Below are 16205 nucleotides of genomic sequence, written 5' to 3'. Positions count from 1 at the left end.
CACCCATGGATGATCCAGTCCGAGCGGGACTGGTATCGGCTTTCCCTAACGGTTTCTCCCGCCAAACGTGTGCTCTCCGGCGGACGGCAAACGCCTTCCGGCCATGAATTCACCAAAACTACGCGACAGAACCGCGGTCGCGGGACTTTCCGTCCGGTGCGGGAGCATCCTGTATTGGGCGAGCCGGCCGGCATGACCTTCCACGTCCGCAGGACCTTTTTCACACGGGGATGACGAAACATGAAAGTTGTAGTCGAAAACACCGTCTGCTTGAACACGGGCGACGCGGCGATCCTGCTCGCGATCAGGCATATCCTGAAGACGCTGTTGGGCGAGGGCGTGGAATTCCTGGTGTTCGATAGCCAGCCGGAAGTGGCGAGAAGGCTCTATCCGAAGGAGCACTATCCGGATATCGAGCTTCGCAAGCTCCCGTCGGAATCCTTCTTCAAGTACAAATATGACGACAACACCCTCAAGAATGCGCTGAAGCAGGTCTATAACCAGGCGGTCTTCCAGGCCCTCAGCCATGTCGGCAGCGGCAATTATCTCGACCGGCGTTTCTTCAGCGACGACGACCGCAAGAGCCTGGCGCTCTACAGGGATGCCGATCTGGTGATCACCACCGGCGGCACCTATCTCGTGGAGAACTATTCGCTCGAGCGACGCATCAACGAATTCAAGGTGGGCGAGATGCTCGGCAAAAGGCCGATCTTCTTCACCCAGTCGCTGGGGCCGTTCGAAAAGCCCTATAACCGCCGGATGCTGCAGCCGGTTTTCGCGCTGAGCCCACTGATCCTGCTGCGTGACGAGCGTTCGCGCGAGCACATCCTCGATCTGGTCGACGATCCGGGGAAGTGCCATGTGATTGCCGATGCCGTCTTCGCGCTCGCCGATGTTGAGCGGGTCAAGGCGCTGCTGATCGTCGGCCGCCCGGCGCCGAGCGGCCGCGTCGGCATTTCGGTGCGGCACTGGCATTACGTGAAGGACGGCGCCGGCGGCATGGACCGCTATATCGACTCCGTTCGCGAGATCGCCACGCGTCTCGTGCGCGATCATGGCAAGGAGGTCACCTTCATTTCCACCTGCCAGGGCGTGCCGGAATATGCCCATGACGATTCGAAGACGGCAGAGGTGATCGTCTCCGGTCTTGCCCCCGAAATCGCAAGTCACGCGACGGTCGACGCGTCCTTCCATACGCCCGAACAATTGATGGCGGTCGTCAAGGATTTCGATTTCGTCGTGGCGACGCGGATGCACATGATGATCATGTCGCTGTGCGTCGGCACGCCGGTGCTGCCGATCGCCTACGAGTTCAAGACCAAGGAACTTGCCAAGCGCATCGGCGTTGCCGACGTGCTGCTCGATATCGACACGGTGACGCCGGACGAGGCGAGCGCCAGGCTCGACCGCTTCGCCGGCAGTCTCGATCACTATCGCGCGGTGAGCCTCGAGGCGGTTGTCGAGGAGCATGCCTCGGCCATGTCGGCGGCGGATCTCATCCGCCCGCTGATCGAGGGTTCAACTGCGAACAGCGCCCAGCCCTCGCCTGAGGACGTCGAGCAGGACCTGGCGCGGCGGGCGTAGGACGAGCGCAAAGACCAGCGCTAGCCCGTAGTTGAGGGCGATGGCTGAGCCGAGTGCAAGCATGTCGGAGGTTCCGGTCAGGGCCTCCGGCAGCAGCCCGTAACAGAGCCAGGCGACGAGCGCCGATCCGAGAAAAAGGCCCTGCACCAGCAGGAAGTCGCCTGCCGACACCGGACCGATGCGCTGCAGAAGCCATGCCAAAACCGGCACGCGCAGCAGGTAGCCGCTCACCGCATAGGCGGCGGCGACACCGACCGCCCCCCATTTGAGGCCGACAGCGAAGGCGAGCACCGTCGTCAGCGACGAATAGATGCCCCAGCGGAACATAGTCTTCGTTTCGCCCTGGCAGATGAAGATCCAGCCGGTGGTGCTCGAAACCGGCTGCATGAGACCGGCGATGCCGAGCCAGGCGAAGATCGGCGCGACCGGCAGCCACTTTTCGCCGAAGAGGATGCCGACCGTCGGTTCGGCCGCCAGGGTGAGTGCTGCGATACCGGGCATGGTGACGATCGCCAGCAGCCAGTTCGTTCGCAGATAGATGTCGCGGAAGCGCGCCTTGTCTTCCTGGATGCGGCTCATGAGCGGGATCATCACGCGCGACAGCGGCTGCGTGATGTTCTGCAGCGGAAACAGCAGGAGCTTGTAGGCGCGGTCGTAGTAGCCGAGCTCGACGGCTCCGGCGAACTTGCCAATCAGAATGTTGTCGAGATTGCGCGAGAAGAAGTTGACGAGATTGAAGCCGGTGAGATTGGCCCCGAAGGAGATAATGTCGCGGTCGATCCAAAAATCCGGCCGGCCGGGTACCCAGCGGGTCGACAGCCAGGCCGCCAGCAGCGCGATGGCGGCCGAGGCGGCGGGGCCGATCACCAGCGACCAATAGCCCATGCCGAGCCAGGCGGCTGTGGCGGTGACGAGGAGGCCGACGACCGCAGCATAGACATCGTTCAGCGCCAATTGGCCGAACTTCAGATGCCGGTTCATCAGCGCCAGTGGCAGGGACGCAAGGCTGCCGAGAAGCAGCGGCAGGGCGGCGGCAACGGTGATCGCCGTCATCCGCGGATCACCGTAGAAGGTGGCAACGGCCGGGGACAGCGCGACGACGACGAGCGTGCAGGCAAACCCGATGAGGGCGCTGATCCAGAAGACCTGGTTGAGTTGGCGCTCGCCGATCTCCTTGCGCTGGACGACGGCCTGCTGCAGCCCCAGATTCTGAAACAGTCCGACGAAGGCGACGATTGGGCTCACGGAGGCGACGAGACCGAAATCCTCCGGCGCCAGCAGCCGGGCGAGCACGACGACGGAAATGAACTGGATCGCCATGCGGACCGCTTGCGCGCCGCCGGTCACCAGGCCACCGCGCAGGGCGAGGCGTCCGAATTGAAGGTTTTCCTGGTTCAAGCGGCCTGTCTCTTTCTGGCGCAGCGGCTGACGATGCCGGCGAATTCCTCGTCGAGACGCTCCGCGTCGAATTCCGCCTCGACCTTGCGCCGCGCCTGCCGAGCAATCAGTTCGCATCGCTCCGGATGCTCGGCGACGAAGCGGAGCCGGTCAGCGAGCGTCTCGAAATCCCTTTCAGGAGCGAGAAAGCCCGTCTTCTGGTCTTCGACCAGCTCGGGAATACCGGAGTGATCGGTGCTGACCACCGTCAGGCCGGCAGCCATCGCCTCCATCAGCGCCACCGGGATGCCTTCGACGTCGCCGTTGCTGGCGGTCACGCTCGGCAGGACGAAGGCGTGCGAGCGCCTCAGCCATTGCTTGACGTCCTCATGAGCTAGGCTACCGAGGAAGGAGACGCGATCGGCGATCCCAAGTGTGCGGGCGAGCGCTTCGAGCTTCCTGCGCAAGGGACCGTCGCCGATAATGCGATAGTGCCAGGCAAGCTTCGGCGCGTCGATGGCAAGCCGTCCGAGGGCGCGGAGCGCAAATTCCACACCCTTCTTCTCGGCGAGCCGGCATACCGAAACCAATTGCAGCGACGCGTGGCGCCAGGACTTCCAGGCATAGGAGATGTTGTGCAGGTCGATGCCCATATGATGGACCGCGACCTTCTCCTTCGGGGCGCCGGCCCCGATCAGGGCGCGGCGGAAGAAGTCGTTCACCGTCAGGTTCAGCGTGCCGTGGCGGAAGAGGTCGCTGTAGCGGTCGAGATCGCCCTCGTGCATCGGCACGCCGACATCGTAGCCGTGAAAGATGGTGACGATCGGAGGAGTCAGCCGTTTCCATTTCTTCAGCCGGGCAGCACGGGCGCCATTGTGGCCGAAATGGGCGACGACTGCGTCGCAGCCATTCAGTCTCGCAACCGAGGTGAGGTCAAGGGCGGTGGAAACCTTGTCGTGGAGCTTCGGCGGCAGGCGCCGCAACGCGGGCCGCGCGCGCGCCGCCGCGCCCCACCAGTCGCGGGTTCGCTCGAGAAGCGTCGCCAGGGGCTCCCGGCCGCTATTGGCGAGATGGCAGTCCGTGATGCCGTTGCAGACGACCTCGACCTCGAAACCGCGCTTGAGAAGGCCGACCATCTGGCCGATGACGAACGTTTCCGACAGTTGTGGAAATTGCCCGACTACAAAACCGATGCGCATGCCTTGCCTCAGGAAGCCTTGCGTTCGGCGGAGCGGCTCAAGGCGGCCCGCTCGAGGACTTCGAGGAAGGCGGCGAACTGCCGCGCCGGCTGCATGAGCGGGCGCCCGGCGAAAGCCAAAGCGGCTTTCGACAGCCGCTGATATTCCGTCTCGTCGCTCCAGAGACGACGGATGGCGCCGGTCCATTCGTCGAGCGGCGCATCGTAATCGAGGACGATGCCGCCATCGCCGATCGCTTCCGGCAGCCCGCCGCGGCGCGAGCCGACCACCGGAATGCCGCTGCAATGGGCTTCGGAGGCGACCCGACCCCAGGCCTCCTCCCATTTGCTCGGCGCAAGCAGAATCTTCGTGCGACCATATATGGTTTTCATGTCGCTGGTGCGGTTTTCCAGCCGAACGTTCTTGAGTGGCGTGATGATCTTCTCGATTTCGGCACGATGGTCGTCGGAAAGCTTCCAGCTCTCGACGAAGAGAAAGGGAATGTCCGGGCAATTCGCGGCGATCTGTACCGCCAGCTCGAAGCCCTTTTCCTTGTACGGATTGATGAAGGTCACATAGTCCCGGGTCGTCGGTGTCTTGTAGGTTTCGGGATTGATCGTTGGCGGGATGACCACCGAATCAATGCCGAATTTCTGCTTGTAGGCCCGGGCGGTGAATTCCGAATTTGAGATATAGAGCGCAAAGTTCAGTTCGCGCAGGTCGCCGGCAAGCTCATGGAACTCGACATTTCTCAAATAGACGACCAGAGGCACGCCATGCGCCTCGAGCGCCTTGCCGATCGGCACGGATTTGTGACACTGCACGACCGCCACATCCGGCTGAAGTCTCCTGACGGCAACGGTTGCCGCCTCCCAGGGAAACCAGCCGCGAACGACCGGATAACCGGGAAAGCTGTCCATGACGCCGCGCTCGCCGGACAGCTTGAGCTTCAATCGCGCCTTGAAGCCGAAGAAGCCATCGCCGAACAGGGCGGCCAGCACACCTGCCTGGTGGCCGCGGTCGCGCAATTGCTGGACGAGATGGTGCGTGCTCGACTGAACGCCGCCGCTGAATTCGGGATAGTAACCATTGCCGCCGGCAAACAGAACATTCATACCGCTTCTTCTCCTTCATAGAGACGTCTTGCCGTGCCCGCTTGCACCCTCCCGACAGCGAGGCGACATGCACAAACGCCACAATGACGGCAATTGTTGGGTCGCCCGACGAGCGGGGGGTGCAACTTGCGATTTTGGAATGAATGCATCAGGCGATCGACCGGGAGGCCGCGGGTCTCGGGATATTCGGAGACCGGTTCATCCAGCCGCATGTGCTCAGTCCTCGATCCGGGTGACCGTAGCAAAGGGTGGTGCCGCAGTGCTGCACCGCACAAGAGAGTGTCACGGCAGGCCCGGACAGTCAATCGAGTGTACTCCTTTCGGATTAGCCCAAAAGGATTGATACGCATGGAGGCATTGACGCGGCGGACAAGCCGGCCCCAAATCAGGCAAGGCGATAACGGGGCAACGACGAATCGCCAGCGGAAGCGGAGCCGAAGGCCGGCAGACGGAGCGTGAAGTACTCGCTTTCGCGACTGCATTTTTTGGTGCTACAGTCCACGGTTGAAGAGACGATCTGAAGAGCCGGGCGCAGACGCCCGCGCGAACTGGGAGGTGTGCATGCGCAGTTTCACCTGGAAGAGCCTGTCCTTTGCGCTGGTATTCGCGCTCGGTTCGGTCCCGCCGCAGCCGGGATGGGCAGCCTCGCCCGCTCCGGTCGAGGCCGAGCATGGCATGGTGGTAACCGCCCAGCACCTCGCCTCCGATGTCGGCGTCGAGGTGCTGAAGAAGGGCGGCAATGCGGTCGATGCGGCGGTCGCCGTCGGCTATGCGCTTGCCGTCGTCTACCCGACCGCAGGCAACATCGGCGGCGGCGGCTTCATGACGATCCGCTTCAAGGATGGCCGCACGACCTTTCTCGACTTCCGCGAACGCGCGCCGTTTGCCGCGACCAAGAGCATGTATCTCGACGACAAGGGCGATCTCGTCAAAGGCCTGAGCACCGAAGGCTATCTTGCCGTGGGCGTGCCGGGGCCGGTCGCAGGCTTCGAATTCGCCCGCAGCCGCTACGGCTCGCAACCGCTCAAGGAACTGGTCGCGCCAGCGATCCGGCTTGCGCGCGAGGGCTTCGTGCTGGAGCAGGGCGATATCGGCGCGTTCGAGCGCGCGGCCAATCGGTTGGCAAAGGATCCGGCCGCCGCCGCGATCTTCCTGAAAGCCGACGGCAAGCCATTCGCCGTCGGCGAACGCCTGGTGCAGGTCGATCTGGCCGCTTCGCTCGCGAGCATTGCGGAGGATGGGCCGGACGCCTTCTACAAGGGGCAGATCGCCCACTTGATCGTCAAGGCGAGCGCGGAAAGGGGCGGCATCCTTTCAAAGCAGGATTTCGAGCGCTATCAGGTGCGCGAACTCGCGCCGGTCAAATGCAATTACCGCGGCTATGACATCGTCTCCTCGCCGCCGCCCTCCTCGGGCGGGGTGATCATCTGCGAGATACTGAACATTCTCGAGGGCTATCCGCTCACCTATCTCGGCTATGGTTCCGCCGGGACGGTGCATGCAATGGTGGAGGCGATGCGCCACGCCTATGTCGACCGCAATACGGCGCTCGGTGACCCGGATTTCGTCCAGAACCCGGTCGCGAAGCTCACCGACAAGGCCTATGCCCGCGAGATCCGGGCGAAGATCGACCCCTTCAGGGCGGGCATTTCCGAGGCGCTGACGCCGGCGGACTTTGCCGAAAGCAAGGAGACGACGCATTATTCGATCATCGACGACGAGGGCAATGCGGTTGCAGTCACCTATACGTTGAACGGCTCCTTCGGCGCCGGCGTCGTCGCGCCGGGAACCGGCATCCTGCTCAACAACGAGATGGACGATTTCACCGCCAAGCCCGGCGCGCCCAACCTTTATGGTCTCGTCCAGGGAGAGGCGAACGCGATCGCACCCGGCAAGACGCCGCTTTCCTCCATGAGCCCGACCATCATCTCCAAGGACGGCAAGCCCTTCATGGTGATCGGCAGCCCGGGCGGAGCCCGAATCATCACCATCACGCTGGAGGCGATCCTCAACGTGATCGATCACGGCATGAACATTCAGGAGGCGGTCGATGCGCCGCGCATTCATCATCAGTGGCTGCCGGACAAGGTGTACATGGAGCCCTATGCTCTTTCGCCCGATTCGCTGAAGCTGCTTTCGACCATGGGTCATAATGTTCAGGTCGATGAGAACTGGAAGATCTGGGGGCAGGCGACGGGCATCCTGGTCGGTGGAGGCAGCGTGAGCGAAATCGAGACCGGCGGCGGCGCGCGCTACAACGGCGCCGTCGACAGCCGCATCGGCGCCGGGGCGGCGAGGGGGTATTAAGGAGCCGAACGCACGTATGCGCCAATGACGCAAAAGGCCAATCAGTGGAACCTTTTAGATGTGGCGTGCTTTTTTCGACAAGCAGGGGCTTCGGCCCGCTGCAAAGTCCTGATCGTGATCACGGGGTGACCTTCTTCTCCACCGATCGTCGGGCGCGAAGCCGTGGTGCTCCGGATGAGCTTTTGAAGGCGGCGGAGGAAATCTGCGATGCAGTTCGCCCGTATCAATGACAACACGTTTCATTACCGATTGATCGGCGCCGTCACGGACAAGCCGGTGATCGTCTTCGTCAATGCGCTCGGCACGGATCTCCGCATCTGGCGCGATATAGTCATCGGGCTCGCCGGCGCCCATACCATGCTTCTCTACGACAAGCGCGGCCACGGCCTTTCCGATATCGGCCAGGTTCCCTATTCGATCGAGGAACTGGCCACCGACCTTGCCGGTCTTCTCGATCGGCTCGGGGTGAAGAAGGCGATCGTCTGCGGGCTCTCGGTCGGCGGCCTGATCGCGCAGGCGCTCTATCAGCGCCGCCCCGACCTGGTGCGGGCGCTCGTGCTTTCCAACACCGCCCACAAGATCGGCACGGCCGAGATGTGGGACGAACGCATCGCCGCTGTCGAGGCAAAGGGGCTTGCGGTGATCGCCGACGGCGTGCTCGAGCGCTGGTTCACGCCGGCCTTCCGCCGGCCGGAAAACGCGGCCTTCGCCGGCTATCGCAACATGCTGGTGCGCCAGCCGGTGGCGGGCTATGTCGGCACCTGCGCGGCGATCCGCGACGCCGACTACACCGACGCGGCCGGCAAGATCGCCGTGCCGGTGCTCTGCATTGCCGGCGACCAGGACGGCTCGACGCCGCCCGACCTGGTGCGCTCCACCGCGGCGCTCATCCCCGGCGCCCGCTTCGAGATCATCCGCGACGCCGGGCATATCCCCAGTATCGAGCAGCCGGAGGCGCTGCTTGCGGTGCTGCGCGGCTTTCTCGCGGCAGCCGTGCGCGCCGCCCGAACGCGCCCGTGATGTGACGAGATTTCGGCACTACTGCACCAGCCGTTCCCGCTCACTCTCGTAATAGCGTGCGAGCGATGGCAGGGCTGTCTTGAGCTCGTCGAACAGCCCGTCATCTACCGTGATCTCGCCGCGATACTTTGCCTCGAGATAGGCGCGATGTCGGGCAAGCGCCACTGCCGTGACATTCTCGGCGACGGTGAAAACGGGCGAAACCGCGCTCCGACCCTTGACGCTGATCCGGTCGAGCTCGGCGATCGTATATTTTGAAGCGGCAAGCGCCGCAGTGCGTTCGCCGAGCAGGAGGGGGATGCCATAGTGCTTCGATGCGCCTTCCAGGCGAGACGCAAGATTAACGGCGTCGCCGAGCGCAGAATAGTCGAAACGGCGAGCGGAGCCCATGTTACCGACAATGCATTCGCCGGTATTGATACCGATGCCGATGCGAAGCCGGCGCGGCACGCCCCCGACGGCCCTGGCTTCGGCTTCGAGTTCGGCGTTGACCCGGGAGAGCGCGGCCAGCATGTCGAGGGCCGCGGTGACGGCATGAAACGCATGGTCCGGATCGTCGAGCGGGGCGTTCCAGAAGGCCATCAGGCAATCGCCGATATATTTGTCGATAGTGCCGCCCTGGTTCAGCACGGCGTCGGACAGCGGCGTCAAAAGGCGGTTGACCAGCGTCGTCAGGCCCTCCGGGTCGTCCTTCATGTCCTCCGCGATCGTCGTGAAGCCGCGAATGTCGCAGAAAAGAATCGTGAGCGTGCGCCGTTCGCCGCCGAGCTTCAACTGAGACGAGTCCTGCGCCAACCGTTCCACGAGAGTCGGCGAGAGATACTGCGAGAAGGCGCGCGTGATCGCCCGCCGCCGTCGGCGCTCTTCGGCGTAGTCGAGGCCCGCCTGGCCGACCGCAACGGCGAAGAAGGCGAGTGCGGGGCCGATTGGCGAGACGAACAGATGCCTCAGACGGAGAAGCGCATAGCTCCCGACGATCATCAGGGCCAGGGCGAGGGTGCCGCCGCCGAGCGTTTTCCAGCTTGTCGCCTTGAAGACGGCAAACGCGGCCGCGAGCGCAGCGAAAACGGTGGCCGGGATGGCAATGCCGGTACCGGCCTGCCGGACGAACAGTCGGTGGACGAGATTGTCGTATATGGTTGCCTGGATCTCCGCACCCGCGACCAGGCTGCGCGAATGGACCGTGTCGGAGGTGGCGAAAGCGTCTATTCCGCCGCCGGCGATCGACGGAGCATTCTGGAGACTGAGGCCGACGATCACGACGCGGTCGCGGAAAACACCTTCGGGCAGGAAATTGGGTGGGTCCAGAGCTTGGTAATAGGAGAAGGTCGGATAGGTTCGCGGCGGACCGAAACTCTGTATCAGAGCATTTTCCGGAGGCACGGCGGTTTCGCGCCCGGCGACACCGGCGAGGGCAAGGGCGAATCCATCCGGATAGGTCGGAACCTGCCGCAAGGTGCCGTCGCCGCTGAGATGGACCGAGGCGATGCCTACTTTCGCGCCCCATTCGATGAAGAGCGGCAGGGGTTCGGTGCGCACGAACTGTTCGGCCTGCGGCGTTTCGATCAGCGATTGGTCGCCGGCAAGCACGACGTCCGGACCGAGAGCGGTGGCGAGCGCCGCATCATTCTCAGCCGCCACCGCCGGCTCGGCGAAGACGATGTCGAAAGCGATCGCCCGCGCGCCCGCCTCCCGGAGCGCTTCGACCAGCCGGGCGTGGAGCGCGCGCGGCCAGGGCCATTGACTGCCGATCTCGGCCATTGACGGCTCATCGATAGCGACGATGACCGGTCCATCCGCAGGCAAGGATGGGCGTCCGAAGGTCGAGAAATAGTCGTAGACTCGAAGGTCCGCGAGCGTCCAGGCGCTGGTGAGCGAGGCAAGCGAGACGAGGACTGTGACAAAAACCGTGAGGGCGCCGAGCTTCACTCTCCGGGTGGCGGAAAGCCGATCGGCACTTGTCTGCCTGGGTGCAGCTCGATCGGTAAGGGCCGGTCGGGGATTGTTCATCAGAACCGCACTCTGGCCGTGCCCTTCACGGTCGGTCCCCAGCCGGGCAAGCCGTTTCGGAGTTCGAATTCCTCGTCAAGCAGGTTGAAGCCGGCGAGCTCCACCTCGATGCGTTTGTCGAATGGTTCCCACTGCAGTGCCGCGTCGAGCGTCCAGAAGTCGCCAAGCGTCGTGGCAAGATCTCTGCGCTCGCCGACATAATTAGCAGCGATTGTTGCTTTGACATTCGCGATATTGACCCAGGTCAGTGCCACTTGGGCAGCATTTTCCGGCAGAAAGGGAAGATCGCCACTGCTCCCCGTCGAGAGGTTTTCGCTTGCCATGCGGGCCAGGGTCGCAGAGAGCCCGAGGCCGTGGCCGAGTGCAAGGTTTGCGGTCAATGCCAGGCGCTCGGCTCTCGCTTTATCGAATGCAAATTCCGTCGTCGAGAATGGAACATTGACCGAGCCTCCGCGAATTTCCTGATGCTGATAATCGACCGCGGTGAAGAACCGCTCGTCCCATTCGGCGTCCCAGTGGAGTGCCAGCGTGTCGGCATATCCGGTGGGGCCAATCAGGAATTGGTTGGGCTGCAGACCGACGATGCCGATCGGCGCGAGCGTCGCCGCGCCGAAGCCATAGCCTTCGCGTTGGACAGCCGCACGCAGCCAGTGGCCTTCGATCGGCGCCCAGGCGACCCCGAGTTTCGGCTCAAGTCTGGTATGGTTGTCATTGACGTCCTCGATGTAGCGGGCAAACAGTGCGCCTTCGACCTTGAGGTTGGGCGCGATCTCGTAAAGCCCATCCACATAAGCCTTCGCCACCGCCCGCACAGATGACTCGAAGGAAGGTGGGAGTGGCAGTACCGGTGGAAAGATGAGGCTGGCACGAGTCGCGGTGTCGGTCCGGACGCTTCCACCTTCAGCGCCATAACGCCACGTCAGGTCTCCAACGCCGTACATGTGATTGACCGCGGCGACGTATGTTCGCTCCTTTGCATCGACATCAAGGCTGCTCCCGGCGCCGACCGCGTCGCGAATGGTGACGCTATCGTCGGTACGAAGTTCCTTGAAAAACAGGGCTGCATTGCCGACACTGCGGTAGTCGAATGTGTGACTCCAGGCGAGGCCGGAAATGACCCCGGAGGAATTGTCGCCTATGTTGACGTCCGGCGGAGCGGGCAGAAATTCCTGGAACTCGTCCACGTCCGAATAATTCGCGAAGCTCACGATGCGGTCGTCGGGGGTCGGACTGGCGGTGACATAACCATTGCCACCGACGATTCGCAATTCGCGCTCCATGCGCCCTCCCGCGAGATCTACCGTGTCCCTCGGCTCCTCCCATTGGAACGTGCCGTAGACGCTGATCGGGAACGGGGATAGCGTCAATCCGCGGATCGCCGCTTCTCCTACCCAGCCGGTATGATCTTCATTGGCGATGAAGCCGCCGCCAAGCTCCGCCTCCAGGAACGGCGACCGCAGCAGGTTGGCCGTGCGCTCGCGGCTTGCCAGCATGTGCGGCTCGATCAGCAGCCCCTGGACGAGTGCGGAGAAACTGGTGGGATTGACCGTGTTGGCGATCGCGTCCGTGGCGAAGTCGTAATTGTTGAAGAACGGATTGACGCTGCCGTGCACGGCCTGGTCCACGTAGCTTGCGCCGGTGAAGGGATCAAAGACAACATCGCCGTAATACTGGCCCCAGGCGTCGAGACCCTGCAGGCGGAAGGCATCGTTAAGCGTCGATCCCGCTTCCTGGTTGGCACCAAGGGCCGCCGTGTCGCCGCCTTGCGCCCGGACGCGTCTCATGAAGTCCTGGGCGTTGTGGATCGCTGCATCCGCGTCATAGGCATCGATGGCGATGGCCGTGCGGACCTGCGCGACGACGGGATCATTCGGATCGAGCCGGTCGGCGTTGTCGAGTGCCTGGGCAGCAGGTATCCGCTCGCCCCTCTCGTAATGGGCCGCCGAGAGCAGGAGTTGGGCATTGGAATAGGCCGGGTTGGCGGTCGAGCCGGCGAGCAGATCTTCAACCGCCCTGTCCATGTTCCCGTTCTGCATGTGATATCGCCCACGCGCAACCAGCATCACATCGAAGGAAGGATCGATCGCCAGCGCCGCATCGATCTCGCGTTTGGCTTCGGCGAGCCGCAATTCGTCCAGGTACTGGATCGCAAGATTGGCGTGATAGAGCGGGTCTGCCGGATCGAGTTCCATCGCCTTCCTGAGCGCCCTTTCAGCGGCGCGGCGGTCACCCCGCTCGCCTTGGACGAGGGCGATCGAATTCCAGATCGACGGAGAACCGGGCGCGGTCATCAGCGCCCGCTCGAGATCGGCAAGCGCGCCTTCCTTGTCGTTTTCGATGTGGAGTCGATAGTTCGCGCGCGCTTCGAGTGCAGTCGGATCGTCCGGATCGATCGCCAGCGCCCTGTCGATGCCGTCGCGCATCTCCTCACGATCGTCGAGCAGCATCGCAAATTGCGCTCGGGCGGCGGGTAGAGTGGCATCGTCCGGGTTCTGCCTTTCGGCTCTTTTGAGCGTCTCGATCGCGGCACGGATATCGGCCCGGAACCCCGCCGTCCAAGCCGCGGCCAGCGCGCCATAGGCGCCGGCCGCTTGACGGGGAGGGTCCTCGACCCGGTCGGGATTGGCAAGCGCGCGGGCGAAATATCCGCCATAGTCGGCGATGGGGCGGCGTTTGGCGTCGAGGCCGGGCGCTGCCTCTGCAAACAGCCTGGCCGCATCGTCCTGGCGGTTCTCGGAGCCGGCTATGAGCGCCTCTATCAGCGTGGCACGCGCGGTCTGCGACCGATCAAGGCCCCGTCGCCGCGCCTGATCAAGTGCAGCCAGCGCCTTTTGTCGCCCGTCGAGCGTCAGGTGGATTTCGGCCAGGGTCAGCCTGTCCTCGGCGGTCCGGGAGGACTCCGGTTGCGCCTCGATCCGCCCGCGTTCCCGACGCATATCGGAGACCTTAAGTGGCGAAGGCGGCATCCAGACGAAGGCATCGCGCAGGGACAGATGGAAGAGCATCTGCTCGCGGTCTTTCGGGGTAACGATGACGATCTTGGTCGGCGCGCTGCCGATTGCCGCGACCGCGCCCTCGCCCTGCCCAACCGTTACGCTACCAAAGGCGTTTTTCAGTTCGACCACGCCTTCAAGAACGATGAGCGAGGTCTTGCCGTCGGCGCCGACGGTCAGCGTCCAATCCGTGCCGCGAATGGCAGCGGTTGCGGCGGGCGTGTCGACCGCAAGGCCGTCGCCGCCGCGTTCGGCGCGTGCCCAGATCGTGCCCGACTGCAGTTCGAGACTGGTGTCGCCCTGGCCGATCTCTTTGACGCGGAGGGCCGTGTTCCGCCCCAGCCGGATCTGCGTCCGGTCCGCAAAGAGCACGGCGAGCGCACCGGTGGTGTTGGTTCGCAGAACGTCTCCGGCCAGGAGGTCCTGGGCGAGATCGACGATCTGCCAGTTGGATACGTCGACGAAGCGCACTTCCTCGCCGGCCTTGCGGGAGATGACGGAGCCGGCGACAGGCGTCGGACGCGGCAACCGCTCGGCAGACGCCTGCCCTGGCGCAACAAGTGCGATTGCGGCCAGGCATGCCCCTTTAAGTGTCGCCCGCATCAGCGATTTATCCCCTCGTTGCATGAATCCAGTGGAATTCGGCGAGCGAAAAGTCAAGATCGCTCTTTTGGGCAGGATTGTTTTATTGCGACGGTGTAATAAAGCTGAAACAGCACATAAGGGGTTGTTGGCGATGAGCGCGGGCGGAAACCTGCTTAAACTGGACGGCGCGGCCGAATGTCTGAGTACCCGCGATGCGGGGCCGGAATATTACGATCACATCCGCAAAATCAACGACATTTTCTATGATCAGATCAAGATGTCAGATCAGAAAGCAGCCTATATCTTCACTTTCATGTTCGCTTTTTTAATTTCTTCGCAAGAAGGCAGGGGTGTCTTTACATGGCATCGCTATGTAGGGGGCGATTCATTGCCGATGGTATTGTCGGCCGTCTTGGCGCTAGCATCGATCTTTACAATCATATCGGCAATTCTCGTCGTCTTGCCGCGGAAGAGCGCCACGTCGACCACTTTGTTCTGGGGTGCCTGGCCGGCCCATCGCGCCGGTTTTCTGGAGGCCGCGGGTGGCGGCGACCGATCCTATCTCCTGCGCCAGTACGTCGAGAATGCCGATGTGCTTTCGGCGATCGCCTGCAGCAAATACCGCTGTGTGGCTTTTGCCTTTCGCGCCCTGCTCGTCACCGTCATCTGCTATGTCTGTCTCCTCGCCGTGAATTAGCCCAAACGGGTCACCCGTACCGCATCAAAAACTCTTCAGCCGAGAGGTGCCGGAAATCGTCGAGCGCGCGCCGCAGCCTGGCATGGTCCCAATCCCACCAGGCAACCCGGTCCATGGCCTCGCCGATCTCCGCGGTAAAGCGCGCGCGGATGAGTTTGGCGGGCACGCCGCCGACGATCGTGTAGGCGGCGACATCCCTGGAGACGACGGCGCCGGCGCCGATCACAGCGCCATTGCCGACCGTCACGCCGGGCAGGATCGTGGCGCCATGGCCGATCCAGACGTCATGGCCAATGGTGACGTGGTTCTGGCGACGCCAGGCGAAAAGGTCGTGATCCGGCTCGGCGTCGTCCCAATACATCGGGGCACGATAGGTGAAATGATGCAGCGTCGCGCGCCATGTCGGATGGTTGGTGGCGTTGATACGCACGGCGGCGGCGATGTTGACGAACTTGCCGACGGTCGCGCACCAGATCGAGCCGTCCTGCATGATATAGGAGTAGTCGCCGAACTCGACTTCCTCGAGCCGCGAGCGCTCCTGGATTTCCGTATAGCGGCCGAGCGTCGAGTTCACGACACTCGCGGCCGGATGGACGAAAGGTTCGATGCCCAGCCTCTTGCTCATGCGGCACTCTTTCTTGGTGAGAATTGCGACACGTCGATGATCCGGTCGGCGACGGCGTCGCGCACTTCCTCGTCGTGGAAGATGCCGACCAGCGCCGTTCCCTCGGCCTTCTTCGCGGCAATCATCCCAAGAACAACGGCACGGTTCTTCGCGTCGAGCGAGGCGGTTGGCTCGTCGAGCAGCAGGATCTTGTGGTCGGTGATGAAGCCGCGGGCGATGTTGACGCGCTGCTGCTCTCCGCCGGAGAAAGTGGCGGGCGGCAAGTCCCAGAGGGCCTTCGGCAGGTTGAGTTTCGACAGCAGCTCCGCCGCCCGTTCGCGCGCCTCCTCGATCGCGATCCCGCGCCCCTGCAGGGGTTCGGCCACGATGTCGAGGGCGGAGACGCGCGGCACGACGCGCAGGAACTGACTGACATAGCCGAGCGTGATTCGGCGGATTTCAAGCACCAGGCGCGGCTCGGCCGTGGCGAGGTTCACGAGCCGACCATCATGCTCCACCAGGATCTGGCCATGGTCGACGCCGTAATTGCCGTAGAGCATCTTCAGGATCGAGCTCTTGCCGACGCCGGAAGGGCCGCCGAGAACCATGCATTCGCCGGCCCTCACGGAGAAGGAGACGTCATCCACCACCGGCAGGCGGGCCCCATCGCGCAGGTGCATGGTGAAGCTCTTCGAGACTTCTGAAACAACGAGCGGAGTAGCCATGACTCTTATT

11 protein-coding genes are annotated in these 16205 nt (G+C 63.3%); 4 read left to right on the top strand and 7 right to left on the bottom strand.

What is annotated here, in order from left to right:
• Window positions 1-240: 240 nt before the first annotated feature.
• Window positions 241-1584: a polysaccharide pyruvyl transferase family protein gene (locus tag AC4P1R_RS21445; RefSeq protein ID WP_492178742.1), complete on the top strand. Its 1344-nt coding sequence runs from the start codon at window positions 241-243 to the stop codon at window positions 1582-1584.
• Here the strand turns inward: AC4P1R_RS21445 and AC4P1R_RS21440 are convergent.
• From AC4P1R_RS21440 to AC4P1R_RS21430, 3 genes are read right to left on the bottom strand one after another with little or no spacing between them, the layout of a single operon-like run.
• Window positions 1519-2982, bottom strand: coding sequence for a lipopolysaccharide biosynthesis protein (locus tag AC4P1R_RS21440; RefSeq protein WP_492178740.1), 1464 nt, complete (start codon window positions 2980-2982; stop codon window positions 1519-1521). The two genes, AC4P1R_RS21445 and AC4P1R_RS21440, sit on opposite strands and share 66 nt — an antisense overlap.
• The gene (locus AC4P1R_RS21435; protein ID WP_492178739.1) at window positions 2979-4160 is read right to left on the bottom strand and encodes a glycosyltransferase; all 1182 of its coding nucleotides are present in this window, start codon (window positions 4158-4160) and stop codon (window positions 2979-2981) included. The genes AC4P1R_RS21440 and AC4P1R_RS21435 overlap by 4 nt, the downstream gene beginning before the upstream one ends.
• 8 nt (window positions 4161-4168) lie before the next feature.
• Window positions 4169-5254: a glycosyltransferase gene (locus AC4P1R_RS21430; protein WP_492178738.1), complete on the bottom strand. Its 1086-nt coding sequence runs from the start codon at window positions 5252-5254 to the stop codon at window positions 4169-4171.
• A gap of 561 nt (window positions 5255-5815) precedes the next feature.
• Between AC4P1R_RS21430 and ggt the strand changes: the two genes are divergently transcribed.
• Together ggt and pcaD are read left to right on the top strand one after the other, a co-directional pair.
• The gene (gene ggt / locus AC4P1R_RS21425; protein WP_492178737.1) at window positions 5816-7561 is read left to right on the top strand and encodes a gamma-glutamyltransferase; all 1746 of its coding nucleotides are present in this window, start codon (window positions 5816-5818) and stop codon (window positions 7559-7561) included.
• A 207-nt stretch (window positions 7562-7768) separates the two neighbouring features.
• The gene (pcaD, locus tag AC4P1R_RS21420) at window positions 7769-8581 is read left to right on the top strand and encodes a 3-oxoadipate enol-lactonase (RefSeq protein ID WP_492178735.1); all 813 of its coding nucleotides are present in this window, start codon (window positions 7769-7771) and stop codon (window positions 8579-8581) included.
• An 18-nt stretch (window positions 8582-8599) separates the two neighbouring features.
• Here the strand turns inward: pcaD and AC4P1R_RS21415 are convergent, their stop codons facing one another.
• Together AC4P1R_RS21415 and AC4P1R_RS21410 are read right to left on the bottom strand one after the other, a co-directional pair.
• A complete protein-coding gene (locus AC4P1R_RS21415) occupies window positions 8600-10591 on the bottom strand; it encodes a CHASE2 domain-containing protein (protein ID WP_492178734.1) in 1992 nt (663 codons plus the stop codon).
• The gene (locus AC4P1R_RS21410; RefSeq protein ID WP_492178732.1) at window positions 10591-14187 is read right to left on the bottom strand and encodes a FecR domain-containing protein; all 3597 of its coding nucleotides are present in this window, start codon (window positions 14185-14187) and stop codon (window positions 10591-10593) included. Before AC4P1R_RS21410 ends, AC4P1R_RS21415 begins: the two co-directional genes overlap by 1 nt.
• A gap of 133 nt (window positions 14188-14320) precedes the next feature.
• Here AC4P1R_RS21410 and AC4P1R_RS21405 point away from each other — a divergent pair, with 133 nt between their 5' ends.
• Window positions 14321-14866: a Pycsar system effector family protein gene (locus AC4P1R_RS21405; RefSeq protein ID WP_492178810.1), complete on the top strand. Its 546-nt coding sequence runs from the start codon at window positions 14321-14323 to the stop codon at window positions 14864-14866.
• A gap of 10 nt (window positions 14867-14876) precedes the next feature.
• Here AC4P1R_RS21405 and AC4P1R_RS21400 read toward each other — a convergent pair whose 3' ends face one another.
• Window positions 14877-15491, bottom strand: a complete 615-nt coding sequence (locus AC4P1R_RS21400) for a DapH/DapD/GlmU-related protein (RefSeq protein WP_492178731.1) — start codon at window positions 15489-15491, stop codon at window positions 14877-14879.
• Entirely contained in the window at window positions 15488-16195 is a 708-nt protein-coding gene (gene phnL, locus AC4P1R_RS21395) for a phosphonate C-P lyase system protein PhnL (protein ID WP_492178730.1), read from the bottom strand. The genes AC4P1R_RS21400 and phnL overlap by 4 nt, the downstream gene beginning before the upstream one ends.
• Between the last annotated feature and the right edge of the window lie 10 nt (window positions 16196-16205).

The organism is Sinorhizobium sp. Y406, from assembly GCF_058732025.1.
This window is presented reverse-complemented; position numbering and strand designations above follow the sequence as displayed.